The following is a 15,244-nucleotide window of genomic DNA, read 5'->3' as shown; positions in this document are numbered from 1 at the left end:
GGTCATATCGCGCGCGGCGCCCGATCGGCTCGGGCGTCGCGATTTGTTGGGTGCTTACGTTTGGGGATCAATGTGACGGACAAGGTCGTTGTCATCACCGGCGGCAGCCGCGGCATCGGCCGCGCCACCGCACTTGCCGCTGCGGCGCGGGGCTACCGCATCGTGGTCGGGTATGCGTCCAACCAGGCTGCGGCCAACGAGGTCGTCGCCGCGATCGAGGCCAGGAACGGCAAGGCGATCGCGGTGAAGTGCGACGTCGGCAGCGAGCAGGATATCCTGGCGCTGTTCAAGGCAGCCGATGGGTTCGGCACGCTCGGCGCGCTCGTCAACAATGCCGGCATCGTCGGCAAGAGCGGCGTGCGTGTCGACGAGATGTCGGCCGAGCGCATCCAGCAGATGATGGCGGTCAACGTCACCGGCAGCATCCTGTGCGCGCGCGAGGCGGTGAAGCGCATGTCGACCAAGCACGGCGGCCAGGGCGGCGTCATCGTCAACCTCTCCTCGGTCGCGGCAAGGCTCGGCGCGCCCAACACCTATGTCGACTATGCCGCCTCCAAGGGCGCGATCGATTCCTTCACGATCGGCCTCGGCTACGAAGTCGCGGGTGAAGGCATCCGCGTCGCCGGCATCCGGCCCGGCCTGATCGACACCGACATCCACGCCGCGGGCGGCGAGCCCGATCGCGCGCATCGGCTGGCCCATATGGTGCCGATGAAGCGCGTCGGCACCGCGGACGAGATCGCCAACGCCATCGTCTGGCTGATCTCGGATGAGGCTTCCTACGTCACCAGCGCGATCCTCGACGTGTCGGGCGGTCGCTAGATCACGATCAAGCGGGAAGCGGTCTCCGACGAGATCGCGCGCCCGCCTAACTGTCACCGAGTTTAGCTACAGGACCTCAATCATGGCTTCTTACGATCTCGTCGTCATCGGCACTGGCCCCGGCGGTTACGTCTGCGCGATCCGCGCGGCGCAGCTCGGCATGAAGGTTGCCGTCGTCGAGAAGAACGCGACGCTGGGCGGCACCTGCCTCAATGTCGGCTGCATGCCGTCGAAGGCGCTGCTGCACGCCTCCGAGATGTTCGAGGAAGCTGCGCACTCCTTCGCCAAGATGGGCGTCAGCGTCTCCGCGCCGAAGCTCGATCTGCCCGCGATGATGGACTTCAAGCAGCAGGGCATCGACGGCAACGTCAAGGGCGTCGAGTTCCTGATGAAGAAGAACAAGATCGACGTCCTCAAGGGCACCGGCAAGATCCTCGGCGCCGGCAAGGTCGAGGTTTCCGGCGACGGCAAGTCCGAGATCGTCGAGACCAAGAACATCGTGATCGCGACCGGCTCCGACATCGCGCGGTTGAAGGGCATCGACATCGACGAGAAGCGCATCGTGTCGTCGACCGGCGCGCTGTCGCTGGAGAAGGTGCCGTCGAGCCTCTTGATCGTCGGCGCCGGCGTGATCGGGCTCGAGCTCGGTTCGGTCTGGCACCGCCTCGGTGCCAAGGTCACCGTGGTGGAATTCCTCGACCGCATCCTGCCCGGCATGGACGGCGAAGTGGCGAAGCAATTCCAGCGCATCCTGGAAAAGCAGGGTTTTGCCTTCAAGCTCGGCGCCAAGGTCACCGCGGTCGACACCTCGGGCAAGACGCTCCAGGCCAAGATCGAGCCGGCCGCGGGCGGCGCTGCCGAAACCATCGAAGCCGACGTCGTGCTCGTGTGCATCGGCCGCGTGCCGTACACCGAGGGCCTCGGGCTGAAGGAAGCCGGCGTTGCGCTCGACAATCGCGGCCGCGTCGAGATCGACGCGCACTTCTCGACCAATGTGAAGGGCATCTACGCGATCGGCGACGTCGTGGCCGGGCCGATGCTGGCGCACAAGGCGGAAGACGAAGGCGTTGCCTGCGCGGAGATCATCGCGGGCCAGGCCGGCCATGTGAACTACGACGTCATTCCAGGTGTTGTGTATACCACGCCGGAAGTGTCGTCGGTCGGCAAGACCGAGGAAGATCTCAAGCAGGCCGGCGTCGCTTATACCGTCGGCAAATTCCCGTTCACCGCGAACGGCCGCTCCAAGGTCAACCAGACCACCGACGGCTTCGTGAAGGTTCTCGCAGATGCGAAGACGGACCGGGTGCTCGGCGTGCACATTGTCGGCCGGGAAGCCGGCGAAATGATCCACGAAGCCTGCGTCCTGATGGAATTCGGCGGTTCGGCCGAGGATCTGGCGCGCACCTGCCACGCACATCCGACCCGTTCCGAAGCCATCAAGGAAGCCGCGCTTGCGGTGGGCAAGCGCGCCATCCATATGTGATCGAACATCCCGCGCGCGAGCCGGGTAGAGATCATAGCGATGTTGCGCCGCCTGCTTCAGCCTTTCTGGGTCCTGCTTGCGATCATCTTCCTGATCGAGGCTTGGCTATGGGATCACGTCGAGCCGATCGTGGCCCGGGTGGTGGCGTGGATCCCGCTGCGCGCGCTCAAGCAATGGCTTGCCGAACGGGTCGATTCGCTGTCGCCGGCGATGACGCTGATCGTCTTCGTCGTGCCGCTGATCCCGCTGTTTCCGCTCAAGCTGGTCGGACTCTGGCTGTTGGCGAACCAATACTGGTTCAGCGCGGTCTCGCTGATCCTGTTCGCCAAGATCGTCGGCGTCGGCGTCACGGCTTTCCTGTTCGACGTGACGCGATCGAAACTGCTGGAGATGCCCTGGTTCGAGGCGCTCTATAATTTCGTGATGGGGTTGCGGGCCAAGGCCACCGCGCTGGTCGAGCCGGTCAAGCGGCGTATCCTCGAGATGATCAGCGGCGACGGTGACGGCTGGACCGCGCGCACGCTGCGCCTGATCGCGCGCTTCCGCAAAAGCGTTCACCAGACCAGCAAGGTTCTTTGACTGAACTTTCAGTCCCGTCATCCTGAGGAGCGCGCCCTTGCGCGCGTCTCGAAGGATCGACGGCCACCAGCCGGGCCGTTCATCCTTCGAGACGCGCTACGCGCTCCTCAGGATGACGGTGCCGGAGATGTGCAGCTTCAATGCAGATGCAGCAGATGCGGCTGGAACAGGCCGAGCAAGGTCATCACGACGCCGGCGAGCGTTACCAGGCCGGACACCCAGGCCAGCGCGGCGATGCCGGTGATGATGGTCGCGGACGCCAGCACGATGGCGATCTGGAACGCGGCGGAGGCAAGCTCGAAGTGATGATATTTCGCGGTGGCCTCGTCGCGCTCATGCTCGGAGTGCTTGGCGCGTTCGGAGAGTTGCTCTGAACCCTCGCCGGTCTCCGGCTCCGAGCGGTAGCGTGCCGCGGTCTTCTGCCAATCGTCGATCTGCTTCTGCAGCGCGGCCTTGGCCGCCTCGTCGGTGGTGGTCGCGAGGTTCAGCTTGCCCTGTTCGGCTGCGGTCTGCACCGCGGTGCGGCGGATGCTCTTGGCCTGGAAGAAGGCCCAGAGGTTGGAGGCTTCGACGTTCTTGCTGATCGATTCGGTCTGAGCGCCCTTGCCGAGCGTTTCCGACAGCGCCAGGCAGAGCGCGATCACGGCGATCAGGAGGGCGATCTTCTTGTTTTCGCCCGACGCATGCTCGGCATGCTCCGCGTGCTCCATACTTTCTTGTGCGCTCATGATTCCCCTCCGGATGAGACGGCGCCACGATTGCCGAATGCGGCGCACAAGGCAAGTGCCGAGCGATTTGTGGCAGCCGTATGAATATGAACGGCGCAAGATGAACGGCGCATTGATGCCGGCCCCGCGCCGTATTTTGAACTCGGTCCGGACGTTCAGCCGCGCGGGTGCGCGGAGCGATAGACTTCGAGCAGGCGCTCGCTGTCGATGCCGGTGTAGATCTGCGTGGTCGACAGCGATGCGTGGCCGAGCAATTCCTGGATCGCGCGCAAATCGCCGCCGCGGCTGAGCAGATGGGTGGCGAAGGAGTGCCGCAACGCATGCGGCGTTGCGCTGTCGGGCAGGCCGAGCGCGCCGCGCAGCCGCTCCATGGTGAGCTGGATGATGCGCGGGCTTAAGGGTCCGCCGCGCGCACCGACGAACATCGGCCCGGTCGGGCCGAGCTGATGCGGACAGATCGCCGCATAGTCCGCGATCAATTGCAGCACGTTGTGCAGCACCGGCACCATGCGGGTCTTGTTGCCCTTGCCCGTGACCACGAGCACATCGCCCTCGCCCGGCTTCGGCACGTCCCGCCGCTTCAGCCCCAGCGCCTCGGAGATGCGCAGACCGGAGCCATAGAGCAGCGCCATCACGGCGGCGTCACGCACCAGGATCCACGTCTCGCGGGTTTCGCCGGCGCGCTCGTCGGCATCGGCAAAGCGTTTCGCCGCTTCCATGTGGATCGGCTTCGGCAGGCTCTTCGCCACCTTGGGGGCGCGGATCGCCGAGAGCGCCCCGACCTTGCCCTTGCCTTCGCGTTCCAGGAAACGTCCGAACGAGCGCAGGCCGGCCAGCGCCCGCATCAGCGATCGCCCGCCGATTTCGTCGGCGCGGCGCATCGCCATGAAGGCGCGGACATCACTGGCATCGAGCGCGGAAAATGCCGCAAGCGTCACGCGCGCGCCCCAGTGCTCGGCCAGGAAGGTCAGGCATTGACGCACATCGCGGGCGTAGGCCTCGAGCGTCTTCGGCGACAGCCGCCGCTCGGCGCGCAGATGCGACAGCCAGCGCGTCATCTCCTGCGTGACCGACACGTCGGCGCAGTCGAGCTCGAGCGGTTGCATGGGCTGATCGGTCCGGGCCATGTGTTGAGGGCTATTGGCGCTGCGATTCTCCTGATTATATCGCACTGCCTTCGTTTACCGTTCGCTAAGACCGCGCAGCGGTGCTAGCCCGACTCAAAGCTCTGATTCAATGGACCACACCACACGCCCCAGCCCAGCCCCCGCATCGACGACCCGAATCGTCGACGTGCTGGTGCCTGTCGCGCTGAACCAGACCTATTCCTACCGCGTGCCGCGCGGCATGGAGCTTGCGCCCGGCGACGTGATCTGCGTTCCGCTCGGTCCGCGCGAGGTCGTCGCGGTGGTGTGGGCCGAGAATGCCAAGCCGGATCCGCGGCTGCACAACCGGCTGAAGGACGTCAGCGAGAAGCTCGACGTTCCGCCGCTCAGGGCCGAGCTGCGCCAGCTCGTCGATTGGGTCTCCACTTACACATTGTCGGCGCGCGGCATGGTGCTGCGGATGACGCTGCGGATGGGCGAGAACCTTGGGCCGGAGCGGATGCGGCTCGGGGTCCGCCTCGTGGGCGAGCCGCCACGGCGCCTGACACCGGCGCGCCGCCGGCTGATCGAGGTGCTGTCGGACGGCTTGCTGCACGGCAAGTCCGAGGCGGCGCGGGAGGCCGGCGTCAGCTCGGGCGTGGTCGACGGCCTGGTCGACGAGGGCACGCTGACGGTCGAGGCGATGCCGCCGCCCGCACCGCCGCCCATTCCCGATCCCGCCTACGCGCAGCCGGATTTCTCGCGCGAGCAGCGCAGTGCGGTCGATATGATGCGGACGCTGGCGGCGAGCGGCAGCTTTCACGTCGCATTGCTCGACGGCGTCACCGGTTCCGGCAAGACCGAGGTCTATTTCGAGGCGATCGCGGAGAATATCCGCCGCGGCAAGCAGACCCTGATCCTGATGCCCGAAATCGCGCTGACCGGCCAGTTCCTCGACCGTTTCGCGCAGCGCTTCGGCGTGCGGCCGCTGGAATGGCATTCGGAGCTCACGCCGCGCACGCGGGCACGAAACTGGGCGGCGATCTCCGAGGGCAAGGCGCCGGTCGTGGTCGGCGCCCGCTCCGCGCTGTTTCTGCCTTATGCCGATCTTGGTCTCATCATCGTCGATGAGGAGCACGACCAGGCCTACAAGCAGGACGAGGGCGCGCATTACCATGCGCGCGACATGGCGGTGGTCCGCGCCCATATCGCAAAAATCCCGATCGTGCTGGCGTCGGCGACGCCCTCGGTCGAGAGCGAGGTCAATGCGCGCAAGGGGCGCTACCAGCGCGTCGCGCTGCCGTCGCGGTTCGGCGGCCAGCACATGCCGCATATCGAGGCGATCGACATGCGCCGCGCGCCGCCGCCGCGCGGGCGCTTCATTTCGCCGGTTCTGGCCGAGCAGATCCGCCATGCGATCGAGCGCCGCGAGCAGGCGCTGCTGTTCCTCAACCGTCGCGGCTATGCGCCGCTGACGCTGTGCCGCGCCTGCGGCCACCGCTTCGCCTGCACGATCTGCGACGCCTGGCTGGTCGATCACCGGTTTCGGCAGCGGCTGGTTTGCCATCACTGCGGCTTCTCGATGCCGCGCCCGAACATCTGCCCGCATTGCGCGGCCGAGGAGTCGCTGGTCGCGGTCGGCCCCGGTGTCGAGCGCCTGCAGGAGGAGGCCGCGAGTATCTTCCCCGAGGCCCGCACCATGGTGCTGTCGAGCGATCTCATCACCTCGATCGAGACCATGCGCAGCGAGCTCAACGAGATCGCCGAAGGCCGCGTCGACATCATCATAGGCACCCAGCTGGTGGCCAAGGGACACAACTTCCCGCGGCTCAATCTGGTCGGGGTCATCGATGCCGATCTCGGCTTGAGCAACGGCGATCCGCGCGCAGCCGAGCGGACGTTCCAACTGCTGAACCAGGTGGTCGGCCGTGCCGGCCGCGAGCAGGGCCGTGGCGTCGGCTATCTGCAGACCCATCAGCCGGAACATCCGGTCATCAAGGCCTTGATCGCGAACGATCGCGAGGCGTTCTACGCCAGCGAGATCGATATCCGCGAGCGCACCGGCTATCCGCCGTTCGGCCGGCTGGCGAGCCTGATCGTCTCCGCCGGCGACCGTCCGACAGCAGAAGGATTTGCGCGCAAGCTCGCCACGATGGCGCCGCTCGACGAGCGGATCCAAGTGCTGGGCCCCGCCGAGGCGCCGCTTGCCGTCATCAAGGGCCGCTACCGCTTCCGCCTGCTGGTGAAGTCGCTGCGCAATGTCGACCTGTCACAATATCTGCGCGAATGGCTGGAAGCCGGTCCGAAGACCAAAGGCAATCTGAAGCTCGAGGTCGACGTCGATCCGCAGAGCTTCTTGTAGGGATGCCTGTAAAGAAAAAGCCTGCCGTCATTCGCGACGGCAGGCCCTTTGGCGCGAGGCAGGCCTCGCGGCCGTTACGCAACGCAACGCTTACTGAAGCGCTTACGAGACGACCTCGGCGGTGACGCGGCCGACGCCGGCACCGGTCAGGCCGATGGCGCGGGCTGCGCCGGTGGAGAGGTCGAGCACGCGGCCGCGGATGAACGGGCCACGATCGTTGATGGTGACGACGACGCTGCGGCCGCCATGGGTGACGCGGAGCTTGGTGCCGAACGGCAGCGAGCGGTGGGCGGCGGTCATGGCGTTCTGGTTGAAGCGCTGGCCGGAAGCGGTGCGGCTGCCCGACTCATTGCCGTAGAACGAGGCCATCCCCGAGAACGTGTGGCCGCCGGACGGCTGGATCGATGCATTGGCGTCGCGCCAGGACGAACCTTCAGCGCGGGCCTGGTGATGATGGTGGTGGCGATGATGGTGGTGCCTGGACTTCGCGGACGCCTCCGTCACGCTGCCCCCGACCAGGAGAGTTGCGGCGACAAACGCAAGCGCCGTACGCGAGCGGGTTATATTGCCCGCCGCCTTCTTGATATTCAGCATTGATAAGACCCTCAGACAGTATTGCCGCAAGCGCGGCAAGTGGACCCCCGTCCCTTCGTTGACCAAAGCCGTTTGGTTTCGCAATGAGGCACGAATTGGGCAGTAATTCCCGATTGTCTCGGGTTGAAATATCTTGTTACCGCTTTGGGGTATTCAATCGAGGTTCCGTAACCTTGGCCTTTAACGAATTTTTAACCAATAATATACTTATGAATACTGATTAGTAGGCCAGCGGTAAGTTTTCAGTAAGTAATCGCCAAATGAAACCGCGGCGCGTTTCGGGTTCCTTGCGCGCTCGGCCATGGGCCCATGCAAATTTCGTTGGAACAAATCCGCGGTGACGCGAATCGGAGCCCCCGCGCCGAATTTCCGCGCGCCGAATTTTTCTGATTCGAGCGCCGGCTGCGGTCGCCAAAAACCGCATGCGACAAGGCGGCTCGCACGATGCCGTCATGTTGCACCTGCGCGATTGCTATGTTAGCAAAGCCGCGATTTTAACGATCCCGGCACGTCCTGTGCCGGTCGAAAATCGAAGTCCCGCTTGAATTCCAAGGGCTTGGATCGCTAGGCGCTGCTTTGGTGGCGACGGTTTTTCCCTTGCGAATTTGACAGCAAAAAAGAGCGAGCTCGTGGCTGCTGAAGATCCGTCCGTTTCGGGAGTGTCCGGTCGTTACGCAACGGCCCTGTTCGAGTTGGCGCGCGACGAGCAATCCGTCGATCAAGTCCGGGCCGACCTCGACAAATTCGAAGCCATGCTCGACGAGAGCGCCGATCTCAAGCGCCTGGTCCGCAGCCCGGTGTTTGCCGCGGACGCCCAGTTGAAGGCGCTGACCGCAGTGCTCGACAAGGCCGGCATCGCCGGCACGTCGGCAAAATTCCTCAAGGTGCTCACCGCCAATCGCCGGCTGTTTGCCGTGGCCGATGTGATCCGCGCCTATCGCGCGCTGGTGGCGAAGTTCAAGGGCGAGGCGACTGCGGAAGTCACCGTCGCCGAGCAGCTCAGTGACAAGAATCTCGACGGGCTGAAGGCCGCACTGAAATCAGTGACGGGCAAGGACGTCGCGCTCAACGTGAAGGTCGATCCCTCCATTATTGGTGGCCTGGTGGTCAAGCTCGGCAGCCGGATGGTGGATAGTTCGCTTCGCACCAAACTCAATTCGATCAAGAACGCGATGAAAGAGGCAGGCTGATGGACATCCGCGCCGCAGAAATTTCTGCGATCCTCAAGGACCAGATCAAGAATTTCGGCCAGGAAGCCGAAGTCACCGAAGTTGGCCAGGTGCTGTCGGTCGGTGACGGTATCGCTCGCGTCTACGGTCTCGACAACGTCCAGGCCGGTGAAATGGTCGAGTTCGAGAATGGCACGCGCGGCATGGCGCTCAACCTCGAAACCGACAACGTCGGTATCGTGATTTTCGGCGCCGACCGTGAGATCAAGGAAGGCCAGACCGTCAAGCGTACCCGCGCGATCGTGGACGCCCCGATCGGCAAGGGCCTGCTCGGCCGCGTCGTCGACGCGCTCGGCAACCCGATCGACGGCAAGGGCCCGATCCAGGCCACCGAACGCAAGCGCGTCGACGTCAAGGCGCCCGGCATCATTCCGCGCAAGTCGGTGAACGAGCCGATGGCCACCGGCCTGAAGGCGATCGATGCGCTGATTCCGATCGGCCGCGGCCAGCGCGAGCTGATCATCGGCGATCGTCAGACCGGCAAGACCGCGATCGCGCTCGACACCATCCTGAACCAGAAGCCGCTGAACGCCCAGCCGGACGAAAACCTCAAGCTGTATTGCGTCTACGTCGCGATCGGCCAGAAGCGCTCCACCGTCGCGCAGTTCGTGAAGGTGCTCGAAGAGCAGGGCGCGCTGGAATACTCGATCATCGTCGCGGCCACCGCGTCCGATCCGGCGCCGATGCAGTACATCGCGCCGTTCACCGCCTGCACCATGGGCGAGTACTTCCGCGACAACGGCATGCACGCCGTGATCATCTATGACGATCTGTCCAAGCAGGCCGTCGCCTATCGCCAGATGTCGCTGCTGCTGCGCCGCCCGCCGGGCCGCGAAGCCTACCCGGGCGACGTGTTCTACCTGCATTCCCGCCTGCTCGAGCGCGCCGCCAAGCTCAACAAGGAGCATGGCTTGGGTTCGCTGACGGCGCTGCCGGTCATCGAAACCCAGGCCAACGACGTGTCGGCCTACATTCCGACCAACGTGATTTCGATCACCGACGGCCAGATCTTCCTGGAAACCGACCTGTTCTTCCAGGGCATCCGTCCCGCGGTGAACGTCGGTCTGTCGGTGTCGCGCGTCGGTTCGTCGGCGCAGACCAAGGCAACCAAGAAGGTCGCCGGCAAGATCAAGGGCGAGCTCGCGCAATACCGCGAAATGGCGGCGTTCGCGCAGTTCGGCTCGGATCTCGACGCCTCGACCCAGCGCCTGCTCAACCGCGGCTCGCGCCTGACCGAACTCCTGAAGCAGCCGCAGTTCTCGCCGCTGAAGATGGAAGAGCAGGTCTGCGTGATCTGGGCCGGCACCAACGGCTATCTCGATCCGCTGCCGCTCAACAAGGTGAAGGCGTTCGAGGACGGCCTGCTCTCGCTGCTGCGCGGCAAGAACGTCGAAATCCTCGACGCGATCCGCACCAGCCGCGATTTGTCCGACGACACCGCAGCCAAGCTCAAGACGGTGGTCGAGGGCTTCGCCAAGACGTTTGCGTAAGAAGACCTTCGCATAAGGGCATCGCCTGGCCGCTGGCCGGGCGATAGGAACAGAGAGGCTTGCGATCTGACCCCTGCGGTCGGATTGCCGGGGTGGACGAAGAATGGCGTCACTGAAAGACATGCGGGTCCGCATCGCCTCGACCAAGGCGACGCAGAAGATCACCAAGGCCATGCAGATGGTCGCAGCTTCGAAGCTGCGCCGTGCGCAGAACGCCGCCGAAGCGGCGCGGCCCTATGCCACCAAGATGGACGCGGTGATTTCCAACATCGCCGCCGCGACCAACGGCTCGCCCGGTGCGCCGGCGCTGCTGGCAGGCACCGGCAACGACCAGGTGCACCTGCTTCTGGTCTGCACCGGCGAGCGCGGCCTGTCCGGCGCTTTCAACTCAGCCATCGTGCGTCTGGCACGCGAGCGGGCGAACGCGCTGCTCGCGCAAGGCAAGGAAGTCAAATTCTTCTGCGTCGGCCGCAAGGGCTACGAGCAGCTGCGGCGGACCTTCGAGAAGCGGATTGTCGAGCACCTCGACCTGCGTTCGGTGCGGCAGATCGGCTTCGTCAACGCCGAGGACATCGCCAACAAGGTGCTGGCGCGGTTCGAGGCCGGTGAGTTCGATGTCTGCACGCTGTTCTATTCGCGCTTCCAGTCGGTGATCGCGCAGATCCCGACCGCGCAGCAGATCATCCCGCTCGAGGTGACTGCACCCGCGGCCAGCGTGGCTCCCGCGACCTCGTACGAATACGAGCCGGAAGAGGACCAGATTCTCGGCAGCCTGCTGCCGCGCAACCTCGCGGTGCAGGTCTTCCGTGCATTGCTGGAGAACAACGCCTCGTTCTACGGCGCGCAGATGAGCGCGATGGACAGCGCGACGCGCAACGCCGGCGAGATGATCCGCAAGCAAACCCTGATTTACAACCGGACCCGTCAGGCCCAGATCACGAAGGAGCTGATTGAAATCATCTCCGGCGCTGAGGCGGTCTAAGACAGATTTCGAAGGAGAACAGTCCATGGCTACAGCAGCCAACCAGATCGGTCGCGTTACCCAGGTCACGGGCGCCGTGGTCGACGTGCAGTTCGAAGGCCACCTTCCGGCGATTCTGAATGCGCTCGAGACCAAGAACGGCGGCAACCGCCTGGTACTCGAAGTCGCCCAGCATCTCGGTGAATCGACCGTCCGCACCATCGCGATGGATATCACCGAAGGTCTGGTGCGCGGCCAGGAAGTCACCGACACCGGTGAGCCGATCCGGGTGCCGGTCGGCGAAGGCACGCTCGGCCGCATCATCAACGTCATCGGCGAGCCGATCGACGAAGCCGGCCCGATCAAGTCCGAAGGCCTGCGCGCCATCCACCAGGAAGCGCCGAGCTACACCGACCAGTCGACCGAAGCGGAAATCCTCGTCACCGGCATCAAGGTCGTCGACCTTCTTGCTCCGTACGCGAAGGGCGGCAAGATCGGCCTGTTCGGCGGCGCCGGCGTCGGCAAGACGGTGCTGATTCAGGAGCTGATCAACAACGTCGCGAAGGCGCACGGTGGTTACTCCGTGTTCGCCGGCGTCGGCGAGCGGACCCGTGAAGGCAACGACCTCTATCACGAGTTCATCGAATCGAAGGTCAACGCCGATCCGCACAATCCGGATCCGAGCGTCAAGTCGAAGTGCGCGCTGGTGTTCGGCCAGATGAACGAACCGCCGGGCGCCCGCGCCCGCGTCGGTCTGACCGGTCTGACGGTCGCCGAGCACTTCCGCGACCAGGGCCAGGACGTGCTGTTCTTCGTCGACAACATCTTCCGCTTCACCCAGGCGGGTTCGGAAGTGTCGGCGCTGCTCGGCCGTATTCCTTCGGCGGTGGGTTATCAGCCGACGCTCGCGACCGACATGGGCGCGCTGCAGGAGCGCATCACCACCACCCAGAAGGGCTCGATCACCTCGGTGCAGGCGATCTACGTGCCGGCCGACGACTTGACCGACCCGGCGCCCGCGACCTCGTTCGCGCACTTGGACGCCACCACGGTGCTGTCGCGCGCGATCTCGGAAAAGGGCATCTACCCGGCGGTGGACCCGCTCGACTCGACCTCGCGCATGCTGTCGGCGCTGGTCGTCGGCGAAGAGCACTACAACACCGCGCGTATGGTCCAGCAGATCCTGCAGCGCTACAAGTCGCTGCAGGACATCATCGCCATTCTCGGCATGGACGAACTGTCGGAAGAGGACAAGCTGACGGTCGCCCGCGCCCGTAAGGTCGAGCGCTTCCTGTCGCAGCCGTTCCACGTCGCCGAAGTCTTCACCGGCTCGCCGGGCAAGTTCGTCGACCTCGCCGACACCATCAAGGGCTTCCGCGATCTCTGCCAGGGCAAGTACGACCATCTGCCGGAAGCGGCGTTCTACATGGTTGGCACGATCGAAGAAGCCGTCGAGAAGGGCAAGAAGCTCGCCGCCGAAGCGGCCTAAGCTTTGGGATATCGTCATCGCCGGACTTGATCCGGCGATCCATCGAACGAGAACTGTTTTGACTGATGGACCCGCGGGTCGAGCCCGCGGGTGACAGCGCAAAGAACGGAAAGATCATGGCCACCTTCCACTTCGATCTCGTCTCTCCCGAAAAGCTCGCCTTCTCCGGCGAGGTCGATCAGGTTGACGTCCCCGGTGTGGAGGGTGATTTCGGTGTGCTAGCCGGACACGCGCCGGTCGTCGCCACGATTCGTCCGGGTATCCTGACCATCACGACTGCCGGCAAGCGCGAGAAGGTGATCGTGCTCGGCGGCCTTGCCGAGGTGTCGGACAAGGGCCTCACCGTGCTCGCCGACGTCGCGACCGCGATTGCAGAGCTCGATCGGGCGAAGTTCGCTGAGACGATCAACGAGATGCAGGAGAAGCTCGCCGAGAAGGAGGGCTCCGAGCTCGACCACGCGATCGAGCGGCTCGACCACTTCAAGAGCATCCAGCACGAGCTCAACGCGACGGCTATGCACTGAGGCGCGGTTGCTGACCAGCGATCGCGCTGTAGCGTCGAGTGAGCCGGCTCCTTTGTGAAATCGCTCACACTTTTCCAGTCATCGTCTGCCAAGACTTGAAGCATTCAACGCTCGCCGTAGCCCGGCGGGCGGTGAATGCTTGTTGCGCCCGGAAGCGTCTGGCGGCATTCTGCCCGGCATATTTGGGTTCCGGGGCTGGTGCTCATGAAGCGCAAGATCGCAGCGATCTTTGCGGCCGATATTGCAGGCTATAGTCGATTGGTTGCCGAGGATGAGGAAGAGACGCTGCGGCGGCTCGCCTCCTATCGTCAGGTCACCGACGACTTCATTGCAAAATGCGGCGGCCGCATCTTCAACACCGCCGGCGATGCGGTGCTCGCGGAATTTCCCAGCGCCGTCGAAGCCGTGCGTTGCGCGATCGACATCCAGGAAAGCCTGCGCACGCGCAACATGGCCTATCCGCCGAGCCGGCAGATGTCGTTCCGGATCGGCATCACCATCGGCGACGTGGTCGAGCGCGACGGCGATCTGCTGGGTGATGGCGTCAATATCGCGGCAAGGCTCGAGGGCCTCGCCGAGGTCGGCGGCATCTGCGTGTCGCGCGCCGTGCATGAGCAGGTCGTCAACAAGCTGTCGGTGCAATTCGCCGATATCGGCGCGCAGGAAGTGAAGAACATCCCGACCCCCGTGCACGCCTACATGGTGGCGATGCGGCGCGAGGACGGCACCTACGCGACGCCGCAGCTCAAGAAGCCGACCAAGGCCGCGGCTGCGGGCGCACCGGCCTGGATGTGGCCCGCTGCTATCACCGTGGTGCTGCTCGCCGCGATCGGCGTCGGCGGCTTCCTCTATTACACCAAGCTGGAGACATCGGCGACGAAGCCTGCCGTCGTGGCAAGCCCCACTCCGGCACCCGCGCCCTTGGTATCAGATTCACCGGCACCGTTGGTCGCACCGTCGCCGCCGGCATCGAGCGTGCCGTCCGCGAAGCCCGCACCGCCTGTGCCGGCTGCACCGGCAGCCTCGCTGCCGCCTCCGATCGCATCAGGCGACAAGCTCGCCACCGACATTGTTCCGTTCGTCAGCGACCGCACCCGCATCGCACTCGCGACCGAGTATTTGCCGGCAGGCAATTCCAAGGCGATTGCCCTCAACATCAACGGCTTCGTCGGCTGGAGCGTGGCGCAGCCGAGCGAGGACGCGGCGAAGACGGCAGCACTCGATCTGTGCCAGAAGCGCGCCGATAATGCAGGCTCGCCGCGCAAGTGCGAACTGTACGCGGTCGGCAATGCCGTGGTGTATGCCCATGGCCAGCCGCCGGTGCCGCCCTTGCCGTGGGTCAAGCGTGATGCGCTGATCGAGAAGCCGTACGCGACCAAGGACGTTCCGCTGCTGCGCGAGGCGGCCAAGGCCCGGCTCGACAGCCTGTTTGTGCCGGGGCGCAAGACGCGAACCATCGCGCTCGGTCCGGGCGGTCATTACTTCTTCAACGCGGGCATCGATTCGCTCGAGGAATCGGCGCGGCGCAATCTGCAGGCCTGCGGCGCGGTCGCGGGCGTGCCCTGCACGATCGTCGTGGTCGACGATGTTTTCGTGGTGCCGATTCCGGCCACGTTGCGCGTGACCGGTTTCTTCAAGGCCGCCGACAGCTCGGTCATCACGCCGGGCGAGCGGAGCGACGTCGCGCGGAAGCTTGCCGATGCGACGGCAGGCTGGAATGCGGTTGCGGTCGGGACGCAGGGACGGCCGGGACTGGGATTGAAGGCGGAGAACGAGCAGGGCGCGGTCAACGCCGCGCTCGGTGACTGCGCCAGGCGCGACAGCGATTGCCATGTCATCGCGGTCGGTCCGTTCACGGTCGGCCCGAACTGAAGCGCGATCCGACAAATGTGACGCAG

The 15,244-nt window shown here is 64.9% G+C and carries 13 protein-coding genes; 10 read left to right on the top strand and 3 right to left on the bottom strand.

The window, feature by feature from the left end:
- The first annotated feature begins 72 nt into the window (after positions 1-72).
- From ACOIX3_RS41265 to ACOIX3_RS41255, 3 genes are all read left to right on the top strand, one after another.
- Positions 73-822, top strand: a complete 750-nt coding sequence (locus ACOIX3_RS41265; protein ID WP_420967691.1) for an SDR family oxidoreductase — start codon at positions 73-75, stop codon at positions 820-822.
- 82 nt (positions 823-904) lie between these two features.
- Positions 905-2,305, top strand: coding sequence for a dihydrolipoyl dehydrogenase (lpdA, locus tag ACOIX3_RS41260; protein ID WP_420967690.1), 1,401 nt, complete (start codon positions 905-907; stop codon positions 2,303-2,305).
- Positions 2,306-2,344: 39 nt separating this feature from the next.
- Entirely contained in the window at positions 2,345-2,884 is a 540-nt protein-coding gene (locus tag ACOIX3_RS41255; protein WP_092121615.1) for a hypothetical protein, read from the top strand.
- 137 nt (positions 2,885-3,021) lie between these two features.
- Here the strand turns inward: ACOIX3_RS41255 and ACOIX3_RS41250 are convergent, their stop codons facing one another.
- Together ACOIX3_RS41250 and ACOIX3_RS41245 are read right to left on the bottom strand one after the other, a co-directional pair.
- Positions 3,022-3,612 (bottom strand): DUF4337 domain-containing protein, encoded by a 591-nt coding sequence (locus ACOIX3_RS41250; RefSeq protein ID WP_212318924.1) that lies wholly within the window; start codon positions 3,610-3,612, stop codon positions 3,022-3,024.
- Positions 3,613-3,767: 155 nt separating this feature from the next.
- The gene (locus tag ACOIX3_RS41245; RefSeq protein ID WP_420967689.1) at positions 3,768-4,718 is read right to left on the bottom strand and encodes a tyrosine recombinase XerC; all 951 of its coding nucleotides are present in this window, start codon (positions 4,716-4,718) and stop codon (positions 3,768-3,770) included.
- A 130-nt stretch (positions 4,719-4,848) separates the two neighbouring features.
- Between ACOIX3_RS41245 and ACOIX3_RS41240 the strand changes: the two genes are divergently transcribed.
- Positions 4,849-7,059: a primosomal protein N' gene (locus ACOIX3_RS41240; protein ID WP_420967688.1), complete on the top strand. Its 2,211-nt coding sequence runs from the start codon at positions 4,849-4,851 to the stop codon at positions 7,057-7,059.
- Positions 7,060-7,161: 102 nt separating this feature from the next.
- Here ACOIX3_RS41240 and ACOIX3_RS41235 read toward each other — a convergent pair whose 3' ends face one another.
- Positions 7,162-7,653 (bottom strand): septal ring lytic transglycosylase RlpA family protein, encoded by a 492-nt coding sequence (locus ACOIX3_RS41235; RefSeq protein WP_420967687.1) that lies wholly within the window; start codon positions 7,651-7,653, stop codon positions 7,162-7,164.
- Positions 7,654-8,282: 629 nt separating this feature from the next.
- Between ACOIX3_RS41235 and ACOIX3_RS41230 the strand changes: the two genes are divergently transcribed.
- From ACOIX3_RS41230 to ACOIX3_RS41205, 6 genes are all read left to right on the top strand, one after another.
- Positions 8,283-8,843 (top strand): F0F1 ATP synthase subunit delta, encoded by a 561-nt coding sequence (locus tag ACOIX3_RS41230; protein WP_420967686.1) that lies wholly within the window; start codon positions 8,283-8,285, stop codon positions 8,841-8,843.
- Positions 8,843-10,372 carry a F0F1 ATP synthase subunit alpha gene (atpA, locus tag ACOIX3_RS41225; protein ID WP_092121635.1) on the top strand — a complete coding sequence of 510 codons (1,530 nt, stop codon included), beginning with the start codon at positions 8,843-8,845 and terminating at the stop codon, positions 10,370-10,372. Before ACOIX3_RS41230 ends, atpA begins: the two co-directional genes overlap by 1 nt.
- 103 nt (positions 10,373-10,475) lie before the next feature.
- Complete coding sequence (locus ACOIX3_RS41220) at positions 10,476-11,354, top strand: F0F1 ATP synthase subunit gamma (protein WP_420967685.1); 879 nt, start codon at positions 10,476-10,478, stop codon at positions 11,352-11,354.
- Positions 11,355-11,379: 25 nt separating this feature from the next.
- Entirely contained in the window at positions 11,380-12,822 is a 1,443-nt protein-coding gene (gene atpD, locus ACOIX3_RS41215; protein WP_092121637.1) for a F0F1 ATP synthase subunit beta, read from the top strand.
- Positions 12,823-12,938: 116 nt separating this feature from the next.
- Positions 12,939-13,346 (top strand): F0F1 ATP synthase subunit epsilon, encoded by a 408-nt coding sequence (locus tag ACOIX3_RS41210; protein WP_229165774.1) that lies wholly within the window; start codon positions 12,939-12,941, stop codon positions 13,344-13,346.
- 204 nt (positions 13,347-13,550) lie between these two features.
- Positions 13,551-15,218 (top strand): adenylate/guanylate cyclase domain-containing protein, encoded by a 1,668-nt coding sequence (locus ACOIX3_RS41205; protein WP_420967684.1) that lies wholly within the window; start codon positions 13,551-13,553, stop codon positions 15,216-15,218.
- Positions 15,219-15,244 lie beyond the last annotated feature (26 nt).

Source organism: Bradyrhizobium sp. B120 (assembly GCF_049075665.1).
Lineage (GTDB): Bacteria > Pseudomonadota > Alphaproteobacteria > Rhizobiales > Xanthobacteraceae > Bradyrhizobium.
Note: the sequence above shows the minus strand (reverse complement) of the source record. Positions and strands in the feature narration are given on the sequence as shown.